Source organism: Halopseudomonas litoralis, assembly GCF_900105005.1.
GTDB lineage: Bacteria > Pseudomonadota > Gammaproteobacteria > Pseudomonadales > Pseudomonadaceae > Halopseudomonas > Halopseudomonas litoralis.
In genome coordinates this window covers 31833-51491 of the sequence record NZ_LT629748.1, presented here as the reverse complement: position 1 = coordinate 51491, position 19659 = coordinate 31833, and the positions used below count along the sequence as shown (strand labels likewise).

The following is a 19659-nucleotide window of genomic DNA, read 5'->3' as shown; positions in this document are numbered from 1 at the left end:
TATTCTGCCCGGAAAAAACAAGGGCCTGCATGCTGCAGGCCCTTTAAATTGGTGCGGAAAATGGGACTCGAACCCATACACCCGAAGGCACTACCCCCTCAAGATAGCGTGTCTACCAATTCCACCACTTCCGCAAAACTGTCGGCTTACTCTACGACCGGAACATCGTCAGTCGCAGGGGCCTGAGGAGCCTGCTCTTCGAGAACAGGAACATCTTCACTAACCGGGGCGCGCGGCTCGCTCTGCATCATCGGAACCGGCAGGCCCGCATCACGAACTTCGCTCGCCTTGTGGCTGGCATAGAAGGCCAACCCCAAAGAGGTGACAAAGAATACAGTGGCCAGCACCGCTGTCAAGCGACTTAGAAAAGTAGCCGCACCCTGGCTGCCAAAAACCGTACCGGACGCCCCGGAACCAAAGGACGCACCTGTCTCCGCACCCTTACCCTGCTGGATCAGAATCAACCCAACCAGGCCAATGGCGACCAGAAGATGTACAACCACAATTACGGTTTGAATCATTTAGCTTGTCCCGCGGCGCGAGCTATCGCACCAAATTCATCTGCATTGAGAGAGGCTCCACCTACCAGCCCCCCATCGATATCCGGCATGTCAAACAGTGCCTGAGCATTATCCGCCTTGACGCTGCCACCGTAGACTATCTGTACACACCTGGCCTGCTCATCATCCAGCACGGCCAGCCGCGCACGAATCATGGCATGCACGTCCTGAGCCTGCTCCGGCGTGGCCGTCAGGCCCGTACCAATCGCCCAGACAGGCTCATATGCGACCACGCCCTGGGACAGACCGCCGACACCAAAGGTATCCAGCACTGCCTGCAACTGTCGCCCGACCACGTCCGCAGTTTCACCTGAATCATACTGCTCACGCGTCTCGCCAACACAGAGAATAGGACGAAGACCACTGGCCAGTGCCGCAGCAAACTTGCGGCAAATCACCTCGTCAGTCTCTCCCAACAGGCTACGCCGCTCGGAATGACCAACCAGTACAAATTCACAACCCGCATCACGCAGCTGCGCCGGAGATATCTCACCGGTCAACGCACCGGGCTCGGCCTGGAATGCACAGCTCTGGCCAGCCAGCCGCAGCGGCGACCCTTCCAGCATCTGGTGACACTGCTGAATATACAGTGCCGGAGGCGCAACCAGCAGATCGACCTCTTCCGGCCACTGCTGCTCGTTCAATCCGGAGAGCAACTCATCAACGGACTGCCGAGTACCGTACATTTTCCAGTTTCCGGCGACCAGCGGACGACGCATGCCTAACCTCTCAGCTCAAGCGGGCGCCAATGTTAACCAAGTTGCCAACCCGACACAACCGCCTTTTCAGCGCTCGCCAAACATTTTTTGCACTTGCTCGGCCAAGGCCTCGGCCTCGCTTGTCACCTGCTTCGGATTCTGACCTTCCACCATCACTCGGATCAGGGGTTCAGTACCCGACAGGCGCAATAAAACCCGGCCCGAGTCACCTAACCGGGCTTCGGCCGCAGCCACCGCTGCCTGCAACTCGGGCGCCTCCAGCGGCGATGCTCCGCTGCTCTGGTAACGCACATTGATCAGCTTCTGCGGGCATTTGCTCATGCCCTTGCAGGCATGCGCCAGACTCTTGCCCGACATGCGCAGCGCACGCACAACCTGCAACGCGGCGATAATCCCATCGCCCGTAGTGGTGTGGCGCAGACATACCAGATGCCCCGAGGACTCACCACCCAACTGCCAACCGCGCTGATGCAGCTCGGCCATGACATAACGGTCACCGACCTTGGCGCGGACAAAGGGAATATCCCGCTCGCGCAGCGCCAGCTCAAGGCCGAGATTGGTCATCAGCGTGCCAGCCACACCCCCTTCGAGCAGGCCGCGCTCGTACAGATCCAGAGCCATGATATAGAGCAGCTCATCACCGTCCACCTCATTGCCCAGATGATCAACCATCATCACCCTATCGCCATCACCATCGAAGGCGATACCCAGATCCGCCTGCCGCTCGACCACCGCCTTGCTCAGTGCCGCCAGGTGGGTCGAGCCGACTCCCGCATTGATGTTCAGACCATCCGGACTGGCACCTATCACGCTGACTTCAGCACCCAGCTCACTGAACACGCTGGGCGCGACCTTGTAGGTGGCGCCATTGGCGCAATCCAGCACGATTTTCATACCCTTGAAGCTGGTACTGGTCGGCACACTGCTCTTACAGAATTCGATATAGCGGCCCGACGCATCCTCAATTCGCGCCACCTTGCCCAGCTCGCCGGATTCAACCACCTGCATGGGGGTATCGACCAACCGCTCGATTTCGTGCTCCAGGGTATCCGGCAGCTTGGTGCCCTGAGCCGAGAAGAACTTGATGCCATTGTCATAATGCGGATTATGCGATGCACTGATGACGATGCCGGCATCTGCCTTGAAGGTGCGCGTCAGGTAGGCAATGGCCGGGGTCGGCATCGGACCAAGCAACTGCACCTGCGCACCAGCGGCGGACAGTCCCGCCTCCAGTGCCGATTCGAACATGTAGCCGGAGATACGCGTGTCCTTGCCGATGACCACACGGCACTGGCCGTGGTGCTTGAATGCCATACCGGTGGCCCATCCCAACCTGAGCATGAACTCGGGAGTAATCGGGTGGGTACCAACAAGACCACGGATGCCATCAGTGCCGAAGTAGCGCTTTTCCATTTTGGGAGTATCCTGAAATTAAATCTCTTGAGAGCCTGCAGCAACGACCGCATCGACCATGCGTACCGCGTCGGCGGTTTCCGCCACATCATGCACACGGATGATGCGCGCACCCTTGGCGACCGCCAATGCCGCCAGCGCCAAGCCACCACTCAGCCGCTCATCGACCGGTCGATCCAACGCCTGCCCTATCATGCTCTTGCGCGACACTCCCACCAGAATCGGCAGATCGAGCGGACGCAGGGCTTCCATATGGGCGAACAATGCAAGGTTATGCTGCAGGGTTTTACCAAATCCGAAACCAGGGTCGAGCACCAGCTTGCTGCGATCGATCCCGGCTTCCAGGCAGGCTTGGACCCGCTTCTCCAGGAAAGAGTTCACCTGGCCCAGCACTGAATCGTAGACCGGTGCCTGCTGCATGCTCTGCGGCTCGCCCTGCATATGCATCAGACATACGGCCAGCTTCGACTCGACCGCCGCCTGCATGGCGCCGGGGCGGCACAGCGCGCGGATATCGTTGATCAATCCCGCACCCACCGCTGCCGAGTCACTGATGACTTGCGGCGTGCTGGTATCGATTGACACCACCACGTCAAAGCGCGCCTTGATCGCCTCAACCATGGGCACAACCCGGTCGACCTCCTCCTGTACGCCGACCAAGGCCGCGCCAGGACGCGTCGACTCACCACCAATATCGATCAGCGTGGCACCGGCATCGAGCATCTGCTCGACGCGGGCAAGAGCCGCATCACGGTTGTTGTAGCGGCCGCCATCGGAAAACGAATCAGGGGTGATATTAAGGATACCCATGACATGGGTACGGGAAAGATCCAGCTCCCGGTCGCCACATGGCAACCGGGCGTTATTGCGTGTTTCTGTCATGCCTGCTCTCAGTGCTCGCCTGCCGGACCGCCGATGATACCGTCATCTCGCGGGGAGTCCTGAGGCGCCTGGGGCGTATCCGCCACCGGGGTCACTGCGCCGGGGCCGCGACGATCATCGTCAGACCAACCCTTGGGCTCACGCGCCGGCTTGCCGCTCATGATGTCATTGATCTGCTCAACGTCGATGGTTTCATACTTCATCAGCGCCTCGGCCATCATATCCAGCTTGTCACGGTTCTCTTCCAACAGGCGCTTGGCCGTGGCGTAGCAACCATCGATAATGCTGCGCACTTCCTCATCGATCATCCGCGCCGTTTCGGCGGACACACCGGCTTGCTGGCTACCGGCACTGCGCCCGAGAAACACTTCGCCTTCTTCCTCGGCATACATCAACGGACCCAGCTTTTCCGACAGGCCCCATTTGGTCACCATGTTCCGCGCCAACTGGGTGGCACGCATGATGTCGTTGGATGCACCCGTCGTCACGCCATCAAAACCCAGCGTCATTTCCTCGGCAATCCGACCACCGAACAGCGAGCAGATCTGGCTGATCAGTGCCCGCTTGGACAGGCTGTAACGGTCTTCCTCAGGAAGGAACATGGTCACACCCAACGCACGGCCGCGTGGAATGATGGACACCTTGTAGACCGGATCATGCTCGGGCACCAGCCGACCGACGATGGCATGGCCGGACTCGTGGTAAGCGGTATTGAGCTTTTCCTTGTCGGACATGACCATGGACTTGCGCTCGGCGCCCATCATGATCTTGTCCTTGGCCATTTCAAATTCGTTCATTTCGACCAGACGCTTGCCGGCACGAGCGGCGAACAGCGACGCCTCGTTGACCAGGTTGGCCAGATCGGCACCGGAGAAGCCGGGCGTGCCACGGGCGATCCCCGACGCTACGACATCGTCACCCAGCGGTACCTTGCGCATATGCACTTTGAGAATCTGTTCACGGCCGCGGATATCCGGCAGCCCCACCACCACCTGGCGGTCGAAACGGCCAGGACGCAGCAGTGCTGGGTCAAGCACGTCGGGACGGTTGGTTGCAGCGACCACGATGACCCCGTCATTGGCCTCGAAACCATCCATCTCTACCAACAGCTGGTTCAGGGTCTGCTCACGCTCATCATGACCGCCACCCATACCAGCACCCCGATGACGACCGACCGCGTCGATCTCATCGATGAAGATGATGCAAGGCGCATGCTTCTTGGCCTGTTCAAACATGTCACGCACACGGCTGGCGCCGACGCCGACGAACATTTCCACGAAGTCGGAACCGGAAATGGTGAAGAAGGGCACCTTGGCCTCGCCAGCGACCGCCTTGGCCAGCAGCGTCTTACCGGTACCCGGCTGACCGACCATCAGTACGCCCCGTGGAATATGCCCACCCAGACGCTGGAACTTGCCCGGATCACGCAGAAACTCAACCAGCTCACCGACTTCTTCCTTGGCCTCATCACAACCGGCGACATCGGCAAAGGTGGTCTTGACCTGATCTTCGGACAGCATCCGCGCCTTGCTCTTGCCAAAGCTCATCGGGCCGCCACGACCACCGCCGCCGCCCTGCATCTGCCGCATGAAGAACATGAAAATGGCGATAATGATCAGAATCGGGAAGCTGGCGATCAGCAACTGAGTCCAGATGCTCTGACGCTCCGGCTGCTTGCCTTCGACGACCACGTCGTTTTCCAGCAGGTCACCGATCAGGCCGTTGTCCTGAATGGCTGGACGCACTGTCTTGAAGACTTCGCCATCACGGCGCTTGCCGGTAATGATGAACCCATCCACGGTAACGCGTTCGACCTGGCGATCACTCACCAGCTCGAGAAATTCGGTGTAATTCAGTGCTCGCGGTTCGGTCGGACTGCTGAAATTGTTCATCACAGTCACCAGCACTGCAGCGATGATCAACCACAGAATGAGGTTTTTCGCCATATCGTTCAAATTGCTATCCTCTTGCCCCGCCATCTGAATGGTCGAAGCCTGGCTGTATTCGTCTGTTTATCCGGCCATCTACCTTACACCAGATTCTGCCACTGCGGCAGTCGCACCTGTGTAACGCGCTGTGTCCTCAACCCACCACTCAGGCTTCACCCTTGAAGCCCTTACCCAGGAGGTAGGTCTCTCTGGATCGATCCCGGGAGGCGCCCGGCTTGCGCGTAACCATCTTGTCGAAACGGCCACGCATCTCCTTGAAATAATCGTCGAATCCTTCGCCGTGAAACACCTTGATCAGGAAATCACCGCCCGGATGCAGCACCCGGCATGCCATATCCAGCGCCAACTCACACAAGTAGATTGCACGCGGCTGATCAACTTCGGGCGTTCCACTCATATTGGGGGCCATATCCGAAATTACAAGATCCACCCCGCTATCGCCGATGGCGGCGAGAATCGCTTCGAACACAGCGTCTTCGGTAAAGTCGCCCTCAATGAAGGTGACATCCGGAATACTGTCCATCGGCAGGATGTCGGAGGCAATGATGCGCCCCTTCTCACCGATCACCCGGCTGGCTACCTGCGACCAGCCGCCCGGCGCCGAGCCGAGATCCAGCACAGTGATGCCGGGGCGCAGCAGGCGATCCTTTTCCTGAATTTCCAGCAGCTTGTAGCTGGCACGGGAGCGGTAGCCGTCCTTCTGCGCCTTCTTTACATAAGGATCATCGAAATGTTCTTTCAGCCAACCCTTGCTGGTCTTTGATCTTGCCACGGAATACCTCATGCAGCGGACTGCTCCGCCGGTTATACTAGATCCCTTAAACGACCTTCATCGAACATCGCACAGGAATTCAAACGGATTATTATGGCGCTCAGCTCTGAACAGAAGAAAGCCTACAAACGCATTGGGCACCATCTCAAGCCGGTGGTGATAGTCAGCGAGCAAGGCGCCAGCGAAGGCGTGCTGGCCGAGCTTGACCGCGCCCTGAACGATCATGAACTGATCAAGATTCGCGTCACCGTCGGCGATCGCGACACCAAGCAGACGTTGATCGATGAGCTCTGCAAAGCCAGTGGCGCAGAACTGGTTCAGGTCATCGGCAAGATGGCCATTCTGCTGCGGCCCAACAAGAAAGCCAATCCCAAACTGTCGAACCTGGCACGCCTCAAGGGTCTGTGATCTGGTCTCTGCCAGTCTGTGCAGGAGCGGCCATGGCCGCGAGCAGCCTGGCAGAAAACCTTCGCGGCCAAGGCCGCTCCTACATCAGCGTTCGGCAAGCTCATCCGGTCGCGGCTGCAGTATCAGCACCAGCCCGGCAAATGCTACCACCAGGTAACTGAAAAACTGCCAGTACGTTCCGTTCGTCAATCCGCCGACAACGAAGAATGCGACGGCGGCCAGCATGACCAACAGCAGCAACTGCCCGCGCAGATCCCGCCAGATAGCCAACCCCAACACCGAGCAGGCCACCACAGCTTGCAACAAAGCACACACCGCTGCAAAACCAATCAGCAGCGGACGCATGAAACCGCCTATCTCATCGATCAGCAGAGGCGCCAGACCAAACCGCTCCAACGCCGGCAACATGACGAAATGCAGCATCCATACGCCCCCGACCCATAACGTCTGAGCCAACTGCCAGGCCACCCTGCCGCTACGCATTGCCGGCAGAGCAGCACCCGGTCTCAAAGGTGCTTTACCTCAACAATTTCATACTCGACGACGCCGCTGGGGGTTCTCACCGCCACGATATCGCCCTCTTCCTTGGCAATCAGCGCCCGGGCAATGGGTGACGTGACAGAAATCTTGCGCTGCTTGATCTCCGCCTCGTCCTCACCGACGATCTGGTACTGCACTTCCTCGCCGGTGTCCACATTGGCGATGGTCACCGTGGTACCGAAGATCACCTTGCCGGTGGGCGCGATGGCGGTGACGTCGATCACCTGGGCATTGGACAGCCGACCTTCGATATCCCGCACCCGCGCCTCGACCATGCCTTGCTGTTCGCGTGCGGCATGGTATTCGGCGTTTTCCTTCAGGTCACCCAGCTCACGCGCCTCGGCGATGGCCTGGGTGATCTGCGGACGCATCACGGATTTCAGATGCTTGAGCTCTTCTTCCAGCGCTTCGGCGCCTTTTTTGGTCATCGGATATTTCATATCAGATCCCCTCGTGCAAATCCTGAAGGCGACGCACTGCGCGCTCAGGACCGAATTTCAATGCCATGCAGACTGCCTGACCACCAGCCAGGGTGGTGGTGGAGTACACCTTGTGCTGCAGCGCATTGCGACGAATGGAGTAGGAGTCGGCAATGGATTGCCGACCTTCCGTGGTGTTGATCACCAGGCGGATCTCATCATTCTTGATCATGTCGACGATGTGCGGCCGCCCTTCGGTAACCTTGTTCACCCGACGCACCGGCAATCCGGCTGCCTCGATGATCTTGGCAGTACCTGCGGTCGCTACCACCTCAAAACCCAGCTCGGTCAGGTCGCGTGCAACATCGGCGACAAACGGCTTGTCGTCTTCGCGCACACTGATGAACACGGTTCCGGAGGTCGGCAGCACTTCACTGGCACCCAGCTGGGACTTGGCGAAAGCCTCGGCGAAGCTATCGCCAACCCCCATGACCTCCCCGGTGGATTTCATTTCCGGCCCAAGAATGGGGTCGACGCCAGGGAATTTGGCGAACGGGAATACCGCTTCCTTCACAGCAAAGAACGGCGGAATCACCTCTTCAGTGAAGCCCAGCTCCTTCAGCGTCTTGCCCGCCATGACGCGAGCAGCGATCTGTGCCAGCGAGCGACCGATGCACTTGGATACGAAAGGAACGGTACGCGAGGCACGCGGGTTCACTTCGATGATGTAAATGGTGTCGCCCTGCAACGCCAACTGCACGTTCATCAGACCGACCACGCCCAGCTCCAGCGCCATACGCTTGACCTGATCGCGCATCTGGTCCTGAACCTCGGCAGACAGCGAGTACGGCGGCAGCGAGCAGGCCGAGTCACCGGAGTGCACGCCCGCCTGTTCGATATGCTGCATGATCGCGCCGATCACCACGTCGGTACCGTCGGAAACCGCGTCCACGTCAATCTCGATGGCGCAGTTGAGGAAGTGGTCCAGCAGCACCGGGCTGTCGTTGGAGACTTTCACCGCGTCGCGCAGATAACGCTTGAGCTCGTCTTCCTGATAGACGATCTCCATGGCGCGACCACCCAGCACATAGGAGGGACGCACGACCAGCGGGTAGCCGATCTTGTTCGCCGCCGTAATGGCTTCATCTTCGCTGCGCACGGTAGCATTCGGCGGCTGACGCAGGTTCAGGCGCTCGACCATCTGCTGGAAGCGCTCGCGGTCTTCGGCACGGTCGATGGCTTCCGGACTGGTACCGATGATCGGCACGCCGGCTTCTTCCAGGGCACGAGCCAGCTTCAACGGGGTCTGCCCGCCGTACTGCACGATCACACCTTTTGGCTGCTCGACGCGTACGATTTCCAACACATCTTCCAGGGTCACCGGCTCGAAATACAGGCGATCGGAGGTGTCGTAGTCAGTGGATACGGTTTCCGGGTTGCAGTTGACCATGATGGTTTCGTAACCATCTTCACGCATGGCCAAGGCCGCATGTACGCAGCAATAGTCGAACTCGATGCCTTGACCGATACGGTTCGGCCCGCCACCCAATACCATGATCTTGTCGCGTGTCGACGGATTGGCCTCGCACTCTTCCTCATAGGTGGAGTACATGTACGCAGTATCAGTGGCGAACTCGGCAGCACAGGTGTCCACGCGCTTGTACACCGGGAATACGCCCAGCTTATGGCGCTGCGAGCGCAGATTCTTCTCGCTCACACCCAGCAGTTGCGCCAGACGGGTATCAGAGAACCCCTTGCGCTTGAGGCGGAACATCAGATTCTTGTCCAGATCGGCCAGACCCAGCTTCTTGACGCGCTCCTCGTCCTTGATCAGATCTTCGATCTGTACCAGGTACCAGGGGTCGATATTGGTCAACTCGAAAATCCGCTCGACGCTCATGCCAGCACGGAAGGCGTCGCCGATGTACCAGATACGCTCGGCACCAGGCACAGTCAGTTCGCGGGTCAGATTGGTGGTGGTATCGGCGGCATTCAGATCCAGTTGCGGATCGAAGCCACAGGAGCCCACTTCCAGACCGCGCAGCGCTTTCTGCAGGGATTCCTGGAAAGTACGACCAATGGCCATGACTTCACCCACAGATTTCATCTGGGTGGTCAGACGAGCGTCGGCATTGGGGAATTTCTCGAAGGCAAAACGCGGAATCTTGGTGACAACGTAGTCGATAGACGGCTCGAAGGACGCCGGAGTACGACCGCCAGTAATGTCATTCTGCAGCTCATCAAGACTGTAACCCACTGCCAGTTTGGCGGCGATTTTGGCGATCGGGAAACCGGTGGCCTTGGACGCCAGCGCAGAGGAGCGCGATACCCGCGGGTTCATCTCGATGACCACCATGCGGCCGTCCTTCGGGTCGATCCCGAACTGGACGTTGGAGCCGCCGGTTTCCACACCAATCTCACGCAGCACCGCCAGCGAGGCGTTGCGCATGATCTGGTATTCCTTGTCGGTCAGGGTCTGGGCCGGCGCTACGGTGATGGAGTCACCAGTGTGCACACCCATGGGGTCGAAGTTCTCGATCGAGCAGACGATGATGCAGTTGTCCTTCTTGTCGCGGACCACCTCCATCTCGTATTCCTTCCAACCGATCAGTGATTCATCGATCAGCAATTCTTTGGTCGGCGACAGGTCCAGCCCTCGAGTGCAGATTTCCTCGAACTCTTCACGATTGTAGGCGATGCCGCCACCGGTGCCGCCCATGGTGAAGGACGGACGGATGATGCAGGGGAAACCTACCTGATCGAGTACGCCGTAGGCCTCGGCCATGTCATGAGCGATACCCGAACGCGGGCATTCCAGCCCGATGTCGCGCATGGCCTTGTCGAATCGCGAGCGGTCCTCGGCCTTGTCGATGGTGTCGGCATTGGCGCCGATCATTTCCACACCGAACTTTTCCAGCACGCCGTGCTTCTCCAGGTCCAGCGCGCAGTTCAGCGCGGTCTGACCACCCATGGTCGGCAACAATGCATCAGGGCGCTCCTTCTCGATGATCTGCGCCACTGTCTGCCACTTGATCGGTTCGATATAGGTAGCGTCAGCCATCGCCGGGTCGGTCATGATGGTCGCCGGGTTGGAGTTCACCAAAATCACCCGGAACCCCTCTTCTCTCAGCGCCTTGCAGGCCTGGGCACCGGAATAGTCAAACTCACAGGCCTGGCCGATCACGATGGGACCGGCGCCGAGGATCAGAATACTTTTGATATCAGTACGTTTTGGCATAGCGTTTCATTAATCCTTGGAGTTTACCGGCTCAGCAATTTTTACCCATGGCGGCGATGAACCGCTCGAACAACGGCGCCACATCACCCGGTCCCGGGCTGGCTTCGGGGTGACCCTGGAAGCTGAAGGCGGCCTTGTCGGTGCGTTCGATACCTTGCAGCGTGCCATCAAACAGAGACTTGTAGGTGGCCCGGACGTTGGCCGGCAGAGTGGCTTCGTCTACGGCAAAACCATGGTTCTGACTGGTGATCATGACCGCACCGGTGCGCAGGTCCTGCACCGGATGGTTGGCACCATGGTGGCCGCTGGGCATCTTCACGGTGCGCGCACCGGACGCCAGCGCCAGCAGCTGATGTCCCAGGCAGATGCCGAGAATCGGCGTATCGGTTTCCAGCAGCTCCTGAATGGCCTTGATCGCATAATCACAAGGCTCCGGATCGCCGGGACCATTGGCCAGCAGCACGCCATCGGGATTCAGCGCCAGCACCTCCGCCGCCGTGGTCTGGGCAGGCACCACGGTCAATCGGCAACCGCGTGCAACCAGCATGCGCAGGATGTTGTACTTGACGCCGAAATCAAACACCACCACATGATAAGGCAGATCGGCGGCGTCGATTTCCGCGTGGCTGTCGGTCGCCAGGTCCCAGGCGCCCGAACGCCATTCGTAAGCTTCCTTGACGCTGACCTCTTTCGCCAGATCCATACCTTTCAGGCCGGCAAAGCCACGCGCCAGCTCAAGAGCCTTGGCTTCGGTGGCATCTTCACCCGCCATGACGCAACCGTTCTGAGCACCTTTCTCACGCAGGATGCGCGTCAGGCGACGGGTATCGATACCAGCGATGGCGACGGTACCATTTTCCTCCAGGTAGTCCGGCAGCGTCTGCTTGCTGCGCCAGTTACTGGCCACCAGCGGCAGATCACGAATCACCAGGCCCGCAGCCCAGACCTTCCAGGACTCTGCATCTTCCGGTGTAGTACCGGTGTTACCGATGTGAGGATAGGTCAGCGTGACGATCTGGCGGGCATAGGACGGATCGGTGAGAATCTCCTGATAGCCGGTCATCGCCGTATTGAATACGACCTCACCGACACTGTGACCGTCGGCGCCGATGGATTCCCCATGAAAAATGCTGCCGTCGGCGAGGGCTAGGATGGCGGGCTTGGACAAGAAAACCTCCGAAAGACTGACACGTTTTTGCCAAACGCGGGCTGCACAAAAGCGGGAATGATGTGTTTATCACTTCATCCCACTGCAAAGGCATTGTCAGATACGCGCTGAATAGACAGATTAGCGCGATAGCTTAACGGTTTGATCAGAAAATATCCATACTGTCTGTGCAGTGCGGTGAACCGATATTCCCTTCGTGGTGTATTTCATAATCGTGGCGAACATGCTAAAACTGCAGCTGGATCAGATCTCCGACCACAGAGTCAGGAGATATTCTGCCGGCACCCAAGCATCTCTGCCGGATCAGGATTTACAACAAGAAAAGGGACTCCAGGGAATGAAAACACAGCTGAAATACCTCTTGACTCTATTGCTGCTCGGCTTCGCCGTCCAAGCGCAGGCAAATGCCGATGCGCAACTGGCGCAGAACCTCCACGAATTTCGCAGCGAGAGCTATCGCGCCGCCACCTACCTATTGATTGACAACAACCTGTTCGAACGCGTGCGCGAGCCGGGCAACCGGGAAACCTACAATGACGCACTGAGCAACATGGAAAAGCTGTTGCGGTTGATGGACAACCCCTCGGAACTGCGCAGCTCTTTCAATGAGTTCATCAGCTTGATTCGAGAGCTGGAAAATCAGACCCAGGAAGAGGCTCATTACCATCTGGCGACCGTCAACCGCATCATGATGGCCCACGGCAAACTGGACAAGGCTGCCGCCGCGCAGTATTCCGCTCTGGCCGGCGCCATCAGCGAAAACCTCCATACGCTACACCAGCAGAGCCTGGAAACCAGCCAGATTCTGTTGTTGTACCAGAACAGCATGTTCAGCTCGATCGGCATCTATTTCATCGAGCCCGGCGAAACGGTGTTCCAGAACATGGATGCCAGCATCGTCAGACGCTCTGAAGCCCTCAAATCGCTGCTGCCCGAACTGTCCGGAACACTTGATGACCTGGACAAGCAATACAGCTTCGTCCAGCCCCGCCTGCTCAACCACCGCTCCGACTGGGTGCCGACCATCGCCGCCTTTTATCTGCTGCGCAATACCGAGACACTCAATGATCTGGCGCGCGAACAGGTGCGTCAAAACAAGACCAGCTGATCTGCCCAGTATAAAAAAGGCTGACCTTTGCGGGTCAGCCTTTTTGCATTCAGCACTCTGCGTCAGCGGGAGCGCGGCATGCCCAAGCCAAACTGAGCAATCAGTTCGCGCTGGATTTCGTTGGTACCGCCACCGAAAGTCAACGTCACGCAGGCCCGCACGTCATATTCCAGCTCACCGAGCAGGAAGGCCGCTGCACTGCCCTCGCGCACCAGGCCGTTTGCCCCTACCACCTCGCTGAGCTTGCTCAGAATATCAACCACTGCCTCGGAACCGAACACTTTGGTCGTCGAGGCCAGTGCCACATCCATCTGTCCCCGGTCCAGATCGGCGGCAATACGGAAGTTGATCAGGCGCATGGCCTCAATCCTGGCGTAGCACTCGGCAAACAGGCCACGCACCCAGGCATGATCCATGGCCCGTCGACCCTGCTCATCTTCCGACCGCGCCCACAGGTAGACCTTACGGAAGATACCCACTACCCGATCCGACCAGGAACCCAGCCCCAAGCGCTCATGGTTGAGCTGGGCGGTCACCAGCTGCCAACCCTTGTTCAACTCACCAACCAGCCGATTGCCCGGCACGAATACATTGTCGTAATAGGTGGCGGCAGTAGGATTGCTACAGGTCGGGATCAGCGTATTGGAGAAGCCCTCTGCCTTGGTGTCGACAATCAGGATCGAAATACCTTTATGCCGCGGCTCGTCCGGGTTGGTCCGCGCCGCCAGCCAGATGTAATCGGCGGAATGAGCACCTGAGGTCCACAGTTTGTTGCCATTGACGACAAAGCCATCCTCTTCAACCCGTGCCGTGGTTTTCAGGGTCGCCAGGTCCGATCCGGCGCCCGGCTCGGAATAGCCGATGGCAAAATGGACTTCCCCAGCCGCGATGCCCGGCAGAAAGCTCTCCTTCTGCTCGGGCGTACCATGAGCCATCAATGCCGGTCCAACAGTGCTGATGGTGACAAATGGCAGCGGTGCGCCGGCAATGTTGGCCTCCTCGAAGAAGATCAACTGTTCGGTGGGGCCATAGCCCTGACCGCCATATTCCTTCGGCCAGCCGACGGCCAACCAGCCATCGCTACCCATCTGCCGCACCAGCCGGTTGGCGGAGTCGGAGCCCTCCGCACCGCGCAGCTCGCAGCGCAGCTCGTCAGTCATCAGGTTGTTGAAATAATCCCGCACCTCCAGGCGCAGCTTTTTCTGTTCGGGGGTCAGATCGATAAACATGCTGCGCTCCTCAGGCTACGCCCAGAATCAGGCCGCTGGTCGGCACGCCGGTGCCGGCGGTAACCAGTACGTTTTCCACATTGTCTACCTGATTCACCGAGCTGCCGCGCACCTGGCGTACACCCTCGGCGATGCCGTTCATCCCATGGATATAGGCCTCACCCAGCTGACCTCCATGGGTGTTGATCGGCAGGCGTCCACCACGGGCGTGGTGTCCGGCGCGGATAAAGTCCTTGGCACCGCCACGATCACAGAAGCCGAACTCCTCCAGCTGCGGCAGCACGAAGGGCGTAAAGTGGTCATAGATCACCGCTGTCTGGATCGCATCCGGACCCAGACCCGATTGCCGGTAGACCTCTTTGGCGACCACACCCATTTCCGGCAGGCCGGTGATGTCATCACGATAGAAGGACGTCATGCTCTGCTGACCGTCGGCGATACCCTGGGAGGCGCCCTTGATGATTACCGGCTTATGCGGCAGACCACGAGCTCGCTCTACCGAAGTGATGACCATCGCCACCGCACCGTCAGACTCCTGACAACAGTCGAGCAGACGCAGCGGATCGCAGATCCAGCGCGAATTCTGATGGTCTTCCAGGGTAATAGGCTTGCCGTAGAAGAAGGCCGCGGGGTTGGTCGCGGCAAAGTCGCGCACGGCCACCGCGATACGGCCCAGGTCCTCGGTGGTAGCACCGTAGGTGTGCATGTAGCGCCGGGCGAACATGCCCACCCAGGCAGCCGGCGTGTGGAAGCCATGGGGCATGTACCAGCCGTAGTTGACGTTGTCGAACAGTGGGGTATCGGCGAAGCCATAGCTGCCAGTGCCGAAGCGGTACCAGGAGCGCTCGTTCATCGCGCGGTATACCACCACGGTCTTGGCCACGCCGGTGGCCACTGCCATCGCCGCGTGCATTACCGGGCCACAGGCAGCGCCACCGCCATGCGGCACCTGGGAAAAAAACTTGACCTGATCGCAACCGAGCAGGCGGGCGATCTCGTACTCCGGCACCTTGTCCACGGAGTAGGAGCTGAAGCCATCGACATCCTTGGGATCGATACCGGCATCGGCCAGCGCCGCCAGGGTCGCCTCCATCGCCAGACGCAATTCAGTACGACCGGAGTTCTTGGAAAACTCGGTGGCACCCAGGCCGGCAATCGCTGCCTTGCCGGAAAGCAATGCATCATTCATCTCTGCGTCTCCGTTATGCGGGTAGAACCAGGCTGACCGTACCGGCCGCGTGGTTGCCCATGGAATTCTTGCCCTTGAGGGTAATCACTACCGACCGACTGGCCTCATCCCGCTCGCTTATCTCACCGGTGAAGTTCATGGTGTCACCGGGATAGTTGGGAACACCCAACTTGATGCGAATATCTCCGAAACTCACCAGCGGTCCGGCCCAGCCCTCGATGAACCGCTGTACCAATGCGGTAGTGGTGAGGATATTCATGAAGATATGCGGCGAACCAAGCTCTCTGGCCGCCTCGGCGTCATGATGGCCCGGGAAGTAGTCGCGGGTGGCAATGGCACCGCCGTTGATCAGGGTCACAGTAATGGGTATCGACAGCTCGGGCAGTTGCTCGCCGAGGCTGGTTTCAGCAAATGTTCTGGTTTTCATCGAGGTCATATTTCCATCCAAGCTTGTCATTGTTGGCCAGCCAGTCACCGAGACGCTCGAGAGTGGCAGAGGAACCGCCCAGCACCAGGCTCAGGTAGCGGCTCCAATAGAGAAAACGGTGGATCGGATAAGTCAGATCGACGCCGATGCCACCATGCACATGCTGGGTCTTATGGCCGATCAGATGTGCCGCCTCGGTGCACAGGTAACGCGTGGCGAACGCCTCGGCGTCGCTGGGCAGGCCGCTGTCCAGTCGGTAGCACAGCTGATACAGAGAGGTGCGCAGGCTCTCGATGGCAATATGGCAGTCCGCCATACTCATCTGCACCGCCTGGAAAGTACCGATCGCCCGACCGAACCGCTCACGCTGATTGACGTATTCGATGGTGCGTCGCACCTGCTCTTCACTGACCCCCAGCTGTACCGCCGCCACCGCCGCGATGGCACGCTGCTCCAGCCAGGACAAGGCCTCAACCGGCAATAGCTGCGCCGCATCGATCACGACGTTGGCGCAGCGCAGATCCGCTAGCGCCAGACCGTGATTGGCAATGCCGGGCAGCAGCTCGACACCTTCACTGCGTGGATCCAGCAACACCAGTCGTGGCCCCTGCGCACTGTCTGCCACCAACAATAAATAATCGGCCTGGGCGGCGACATCCACCGCGCTGGCCTGCCCCTGCAACTGCAAGCGACCATCGTGCTCAACCACCTGCAGTTTCACGCCCTGACTGGAGGCCAGGCTGTGCAGCGACAGGCTCAATAACACACTGCCCGCGGCGGCCCGCTCAATCAGCTCATGCTGGCTGTCAGCCATATGCTCGGCGAGACAGGCGGCTGCCAACTGGTGCTGCCACAGCGGCACCTGCCCCAAGCCGGCACCCTGAGCCTTGAGTACGCAAAATAGATCGGTGATACCCATTCCGCTGCCACCAAAGGCTTCCGGAATTGCCAGAGCATGCAGTCCCGTTTCGATACAGGTCTGCCACAGTGGCACCATGAATGGCTGATCATCCAGATCGAAGTCGCGCATGCGCTCGTCCGTACCATAATCGCGAAATACGCTTTCGGCCATCTCTGCAATGGCGCGCTGATCGTCGCTCAATGAAAAGTCCATGACACGCCTCCTGTCAGCCCACCGGGCGAAATTGCGGCAGGGTCTGCCGATCATCGAAACGCTGGAATTCCACCTGCAGGCGCTGACCTATCTCCAGTTGATCCGGCGCAACACCCACCAGCCCAGCGATCAGGCGAACGCCTTCGTCCAGCTCTATCAGCCCGATCGGATTGGGGTAATCGAACGGTGGTACCTCTGGATAGTGCATTACCACAAAGGAATACAGACTGGCCTTGCCGCTGGCCTCCAGCGTGTTCCAGTCGAAGCTGTGACACTTGATGCACACCGGCGCGGGTGGGTGACGCAACGTCTGGCAGTCGGTGCAGCGCTGAATCAGCAGTTTGCCCGCCTCACAGCCTTCCCAGAAGAACCGGGTATCGTCACTTCTGCCCGGCAAGGGGCGCATGGCTTTTGGCGCCTCAGCCTTCTCTTCCGCAGGTTTGGCCGCCTCCGCGCGTTGAGCAGGCTTGAAGGTATATCTACCGCAGCGCGCACCTTGCGGGCATGCTCCAGCAGATATAGTTCGCGGAAAAGAATCGGCTTCTCCACCAGTGACTGCACGAACATCGCCGCCTTCATGACCGGATTGGTCACCACCGAGCGGTTCTCCGGAGGGAACGAGGAACCGAACATAGTGGTGATGGATTCAGCATTCATACCGGCACTCAGCACCAGCAGATGTGCGCCCTCGGCCTCCAACTCACGGGCAATCGCCACGCCATCCTCAATGCTGTTACCGCCGCGCACACCATCGGTAATACTGTACTTGCAGATCACCGCCAGTTCCTCACCCACCGCCTCAAGTACCTGACGCAGTACCTGACGAGGAAAGCGCATACGGTTGGCAAGGCTGCCGCCATACTCGTCCCGACGCTTGTTGTACAACGGTGAGATGAACTGACTGAGCAGATAACCATGGCCCATATGGATCTCGACCGCGTCGAAACCTGCCTCCCTGGCCAGCCTGGCACCCGCCGCAAAATCCGCTGCCACCCGTCGCATGTCCGCCAGGCTCATCTCGCGCTTGAGATATTGCCCACTCATCAGACCGATCTTGTTGAAGCCGCCACTGGCCGACAGCGGCCGCCCTTCCGGTCTCTTGGTAAACGTGAAACAACCGCCATGGGTAATCTGCGCCGATACCGCACCACCTTCTGCGTGCACGGCGTCCGTCAGGGCACGCAGATGGGGCAATGTGGCACTATCCAGAAGAATCTGATTGGGAAGAGTACAGCCGTCAGAGCTGACAGCGCAGTAGGCTACCGTCGTCAGCCCCACGCCTCCGGCAGCCATCCCGGCATGAAACCGCACCAGTTGCCGGGACGGCACCCCATCAGGCGACATGCCCTCGTTGGTGGCGGCTTTGATGAAGCGGTTACGCAGCGTCAATGGACCGATGGTGAAAGGGCTAAAGGCCTGGGGTAATTGTTGTTCGATGCCTGCCATAGTGATCTCCGAGGCGAATGGACCGGCAACCGCATCGCACCTGTCCAGTAGCAACGGCTCGACTTGAACTGCCCGGCGTCAATGGCACGATTCTGGAAAGTCCCCTGTGAGCTGACATCGTCTGATCAGACGAGTAGGGAAACTTTTGACCCGGGCTTACCGAGCCATGATCAGCAACAGAGCGGGCTATCATCAACCAAAATGAGCAAAAAAACCCCGGCGCAGTGACCTGCCCGGGGTTTCTCTTTGCGTCACACAATCAGTCAATCAGTCTCGCAGTGACAGCACATCCTGCATATCAAACAAACCGCTTTTGCGCTCGCCCAGCCAGATCGCCGAACGTACCGCGCCCTTGGCAAAGGTCATGCGGCTGGAGGCTTTGTGGGTTATCTCGACGCGCTCGCCTTCGGTGGCAAACAGCACGGTGTGATCGCCCACCACATCGCCGGCACGCACGGTGGCAAAACCTATTGTTTCGCGATCACGTGCGCCGGTCTGGCCCTCGCGACCGTACACCGCAACCTTCTGCAGATCACGACCCAGCGCATCGGCAACCACTTCACCCATGCGCAGCGCAGTACCGGACGGTGCATCGACCTTGTGTCGGTGGTGGGCTTCAATGATCTCGATATCCGCCTCATCACCCATGACCCGAGCAGCCATATCCAGCAGCTTGAGGGTCAGGTTGACGCCCACACTGAAGTTAGGCGCAAACACCACGGGCACCTGCTCGGCAGCCTTGGCAATCAACTGCTTCTCCTCTTCAGAGAAGCCGGTAGTACCGATTACCAGTGCCTTGCCCGCCGCGCGGCAGGCCTCAAGGTTGGCCAGGGTACTGGTGGGATGAGTGAAGTCGATCAGCACATCAAAGTCACCCAGCACCTCGTGCAGATCACCGACGATAGTGACGCCCAGCTTGCCCAGGCCCGCCAGCTCACCGGCGTCAGCACCGATCAAGCTGCTTTCCGGACGCTCGATTGCCGCCGTCAGGCTGGCTCCTTCTGCTTGCTGGATGGCCTCGATCAACGTCTTACCCATCCGCCCGGCTGCGCCGATCACCGCTACTCTTTTCATGCTT

The 19659-nt window shown here is 59.2% G+C and carries 18 protein-coding genes, 1 tRNA gene and 1 pseudogene; 2 read left to right on the top strand and 18 right to left on the bottom strand.

The window, feature by feature from the left end:
- Nucleotides 1-49 precede the first annotated feature (49 nt).
- The 7 genes from BLU11_RS00250 to rlmE form a co-directional block, all read right to left on the bottom strand.
- Nucleotides 50-134, bottom strand: a tRNA-Leu gene (locus BLU11_RS00250).
- Nucleotides 135-146: 12 nt separating this feature from the next.
- Nucleotides 147-521: a preprotein translocase subunit SecG gene (secG, locus tag BLU11_RS00245; protein ID WP_090271501.1), complete on the bottom strand. Its 375-nt coding sequence runs from the start codon at nucleotides 519-521 to the stop codon at nucleotides 147-149.
- Complete coding sequence (gene tpiA, locus BLU11_RS00240; protein ID WP_090271500.1) at nucleotides 518-1279, bottom strand: triose-phosphate isomerase; 762 nt, start codon at nucleotides 1277-1279, stop codon at nucleotides 518-520. The genes secG and tpiA overlap by 4 nt, the downstream gene beginning before the upstream one ends.
- A 66-nt stretch (nucleotides 1280-1345) precedes the next feature.
- Nucleotides 1346-2692 (bottom strand): phosphoglucosamine mutase, encoded by a 1347-nt coding sequence (gene glmM / locus BLU11_RS00235; protein WP_090271499.1) that lies wholly within the window; start codon nucleotides 2690-2692, stop codon nucleotides 1346-1348.
- Between the two features lie 18 nt (nucleotides 2693-2710).
- A complete protein-coding gene (folP, locus tag BLU11_RS00230; RefSeq protein WP_090271498.1) occupies nucleotides 2711-3574 on the bottom strand; it encodes a dihydropteroate synthase in 864 nt (287 codons plus the stop codon).
- Between the two features lie 8 nt (nucleotides 3575-3582).
- Nucleotides 3583-5520 carry an ATP-dependent zinc metalloprotease FtsH gene (ftsH, locus tag BLU11_RS00225; RefSeq protein ID WP_090276090.1) on the bottom strand — a complete coding sequence of 646 codons (1938 nt, stop codon included), beginning with the start codon at nucleotides 5518-5520 and terminating at the stop codon, nucleotides 3583-3585.
- Nucleotides 5521-5668: 148 nt separating this feature from the next.
- Nucleotides 5669-6295, bottom strand: a complete 627-nt coding sequence (gene rlmE / locus BLU11_RS00220) for a 23S rRNA (uridine(2552)-2'-O)-methyltransferase RlmE (protein WP_090271497.1) — start codon at nucleotides 6293-6295, stop codon at nucleotides 5669-5671.
- Between the two features lie 93 nt (nucleotides 6296-6388).
- On the opposite strand from rlmE, the gene yhbY reads away from it, so the two are divergent.
- Nucleotides 6389-6703, top strand: a complete 315-nt coding sequence (gene yhbY / locus BLU11_RS00215) for a ribosome assembly RNA-binding protein YhbY (RefSeq protein ID WP_090271496.1) — start codon at nucleotides 6389-6391, stop codon at nucleotides 6701-6703.
- Nucleotides 6704-6787: 84 nt separating this feature from the next.
- On the opposite strand, the gene BLU11_RS00210 is transcribed toward yhbY, so the two are convergent.
- From BLU11_RS00210 to carA, 4 genes are read right to left on the bottom strand one after another with little or no spacing between them, the layout of a single operon-like run.
- Nucleotides 6788-7186, bottom strand: coding sequence for a DUF4149 domain-containing protein (locus tag BLU11_RS00210; protein ID WP_090271495.1), 399 nt, complete (start codon nucleotides 7184-7186; stop codon nucleotides 6788-6790).
- 23 nt (nucleotides 7187-7209) lie between these two features.
- On the bottom strand, nucleotides 7210-7683 hold the full coding sequence (gene greA, locus BLU11_RS00205) for a transcription elongation factor GreA (protein WP_090271494.1): 474 nt from the start codon (nucleotides 7681-7683) through the stop codon (nucleotides 7210-7212).
- Nucleotide 7684: 1 nt separating this feature from the next.
- Entirely contained in the window at nucleotides 7685-10900 is a 3216-nt protein-coding gene (carB, locus tag BLU11_RS00200; RefSeq protein WP_090271493.1) for a carbamoyl-phosphate synthase large subunit, read from the bottom strand.
- Between the two features lie 31 nt (nucleotides 10901-10931).
- On the bottom strand, nucleotides 10932-12068 hold the full coding sequence (gene carA, locus BLU11_RS00195) for a glutamine-hydrolyzing carbamoyl-phosphate synthase small subunit (RefSeq protein WP_090271492.1): 1137 nt from the start codon (nucleotides 12066-12068) through the stop codon (nucleotides 10932-10934).
- 337 nt (nucleotides 12069-12405) lie between these two features.
- Here carA and BLU11_RS00190 point away from each other — a divergent pair, with 337 nt between their 5' ends.
- Nucleotides 12406-13176, top strand: coding sequence for a hypothetical protein (locus tag BLU11_RS00190; RefSeq protein ID WP_090271491.1), 771 nt, complete (start codon nucleotides 12406-12408; stop codon nucleotides 13174-13176).
- Nucleotides 13177-13238: 62 nt separating this feature from the next.
- Here BLU11_RS00190 and BLU11_RS00185 read toward each other — a convergent pair whose 3' ends face one another.
- The 7 genes and pseudogenes from BLU11_RS00185 to dapB all read right to left on the bottom strand — a co-directional run bounded on the left by BLU11_RS00185 (nucleotide 13239) and on the right by dapB (nucleotide 19655).
- Nucleotides 13239-14405, bottom strand: a complete 1167-nt coding sequence (locus BLU11_RS00185; RefSeq protein WP_090271490.1) for an acyl-CoA dehydrogenase family protein — start codon at nucleotides 14403-14405, stop codon at nucleotides 13239-13241.
- A 10-nt stretch (nucleotides 14406-14415) separates the two neighbouring features.
- Entirely contained in the window at nucleotides 14416-15594 is a 1179-nt protein-coding gene (locus tag BLU11_RS00180; protein ID WP_090271489.1) for a lipid-transfer protein, read from the bottom strand.
- Between the two features lie 13 nt (nucleotides 15595-15607).
- On the bottom strand, nucleotides 15608-16030 hold the full coding sequence (locus tag BLU11_RS00175; protein ID WP_090271488.1) for a MaoC family dehydratase: 423 nt from the start codon (nucleotides 16028-16030) through the stop codon (nucleotides 15608-15610).
- Nucleotides 15999-17135 (bottom strand): acyl-CoA dehydrogenase family protein, encoded by a 1137-nt coding sequence (locus BLU11_RS00170; protein WP_090271487.1) that lies wholly within the window; start codon nucleotides 17133-17135, stop codon nucleotides 15999-16001. Before BLU11_RS00170 ends, BLU11_RS00175 begins: the two co-directional genes overlap by 32 nt.
- Nucleotides 17136-17148: 13 nt before the next feature.
- Nucleotides 17149-17547 (bottom strand): annotated as a pseudogene (locus BLU11_RS00165) (Zn-ribbon domain-containing OB-fold protein); the annotation flags it as partial.
- Nucleotides 17469-18581, bottom strand: coding sequence for an NADH:flavin oxidoreductase (locus BLU11_RS00160; RefSeq protein ID WP_090271486.1), 1113 nt, complete (start codon nucleotides 18579-18581; stop codon nucleotides 17469-17471). The gene BLU11_RS00160 and the pseudogene BLU11_RS00165, both read right to left, overlap by 79 nt.
- A gap of 267 nt (nucleotides 18582-18848) precedes the next feature.
- Nucleotides 18849-19655 (bottom strand): 4-hydroxy-tetrahydrodipicolinate reductase, encoded by an 807-nt coding sequence (gene dapB, locus BLU11_RS00155; RefSeq protein ID WP_090271485.1) that lies wholly within the window; start codon nucleotides 19653-19655, stop codon nucleotides 18849-18851.
- Between the last annotated feature and the right edge of the window lie 4 nt (nucleotides 19656-19659).

Excerpts from the sequence above, each read along its gene's own strand:
- secG (WP_090271501.1), bottom strand. The coding sequence starts at position 521 with ATGATTCAAACCGTAATTGTGGTTGTACATCTTCTGGTCGCCATTGGC.
- tpiA (WP_090271500.1), bottom strand. The coding sequence starts at position 1,279 with ATGCGTCGTCCGCTGGTCGCCGGAAACTGGAAAATGTACGGTACTCGG.
- glmM (WP_090271499.1), bottom strand. The coding sequence starts at position 2,692 with ATGGAAAAGCGCTACTTCGGCACTGATGGCATCCGTGGTCTTGTTGGT.
- folP (WP_090271498.1), bottom strand. The coding sequence starts at position 3,574 with ATGACAGAAACACGCAATAACGCCCGGTTGCCATGTGGCGACCGGGAG.
- ftsH (WP_090276090.1), bottom strand. The coding sequence starts at position 5,520 with ATGGCGAAAAACCTCATTCTGTGGTTGATCATCGCTGCAGTGCTGGTG.
- yhbY (WP_090271496.1), top strand. The coding sequence starts at position 6,389 with ATGGCGCTCAGCTCTGAACAGAAGAAAGCCTACAAACGCATTGGGCAC.
- BLU11_RS00210 (WP_090271495.1), bottom strand. The coding sequence starts at position 7,186 with ATGCGTAGCGGCAGGGTGGCCTGGCAGTTGGCTCAGACGTTATGGGTC.
- greA (WP_090271494.1), bottom strand. The coding sequence starts at position 7,683 with ATGAAATATCCGATGACCAAAAAAGGCGCCGAAGCGCTGGAAGAAGAG.
- carB (WP_090271493.1), bottom strand. The coding sequence starts at position 10,900 with ATGCCAAAACGTACTGATATCAAAAGTATTCTGATCCTCGGCGCCGGT.
- BLU11_RS00190 (WP_090271491.1), top strand. The coding sequence starts at position 12,406 with ATGAAAACACAGCTGAAATACCTCTTGACTCTATTGCTGCTCGGCTTC.
- BLU11_RS00185 (WP_090271490.1), bottom strand. The coding sequence starts at position 14,405 with ATGTTTATCGATCTGACCCCCGAACAGAAAAAGCTGCGCCTGGAGGTG.
- BLU11_RS00180 (WP_090271489.1), bottom strand. The coding sequence starts at position 15,594 with ATGAATGATGCATTGCTTTCCGGCAAGGCAGCGATTGCCGGCCTGGGT.
- BLU11_RS00175 (WP_090271488.1), bottom strand. The coding sequence starts at position 16,030 with ATGACCTCGATGAAAACCAGAACATTTGCTGAAACCAGCCTCGGCGAG.
- BLU11_RS00170 (WP_090271487.1), bottom strand. The coding sequence starts at position 17,135 with ATGGACTTTTCATTGAGCGACGATCAGCGCGCCATTGCAGAGATGGCC.
- BLU11_RS00160 (WP_090271486.1), bottom strand. The coding sequence starts at position 18,581 with ATGGCAGGCATCGAACAACAATTACCCCAGGCCTTTAGCCCTTTCACC.
- dapB (WP_090271485.1), bottom strand. The coding sequence starts at position 19,655 with ATGAAAAGAGTAGCGGTGATCGGCGCAGCCGGGCGGATGGGTAAGACG.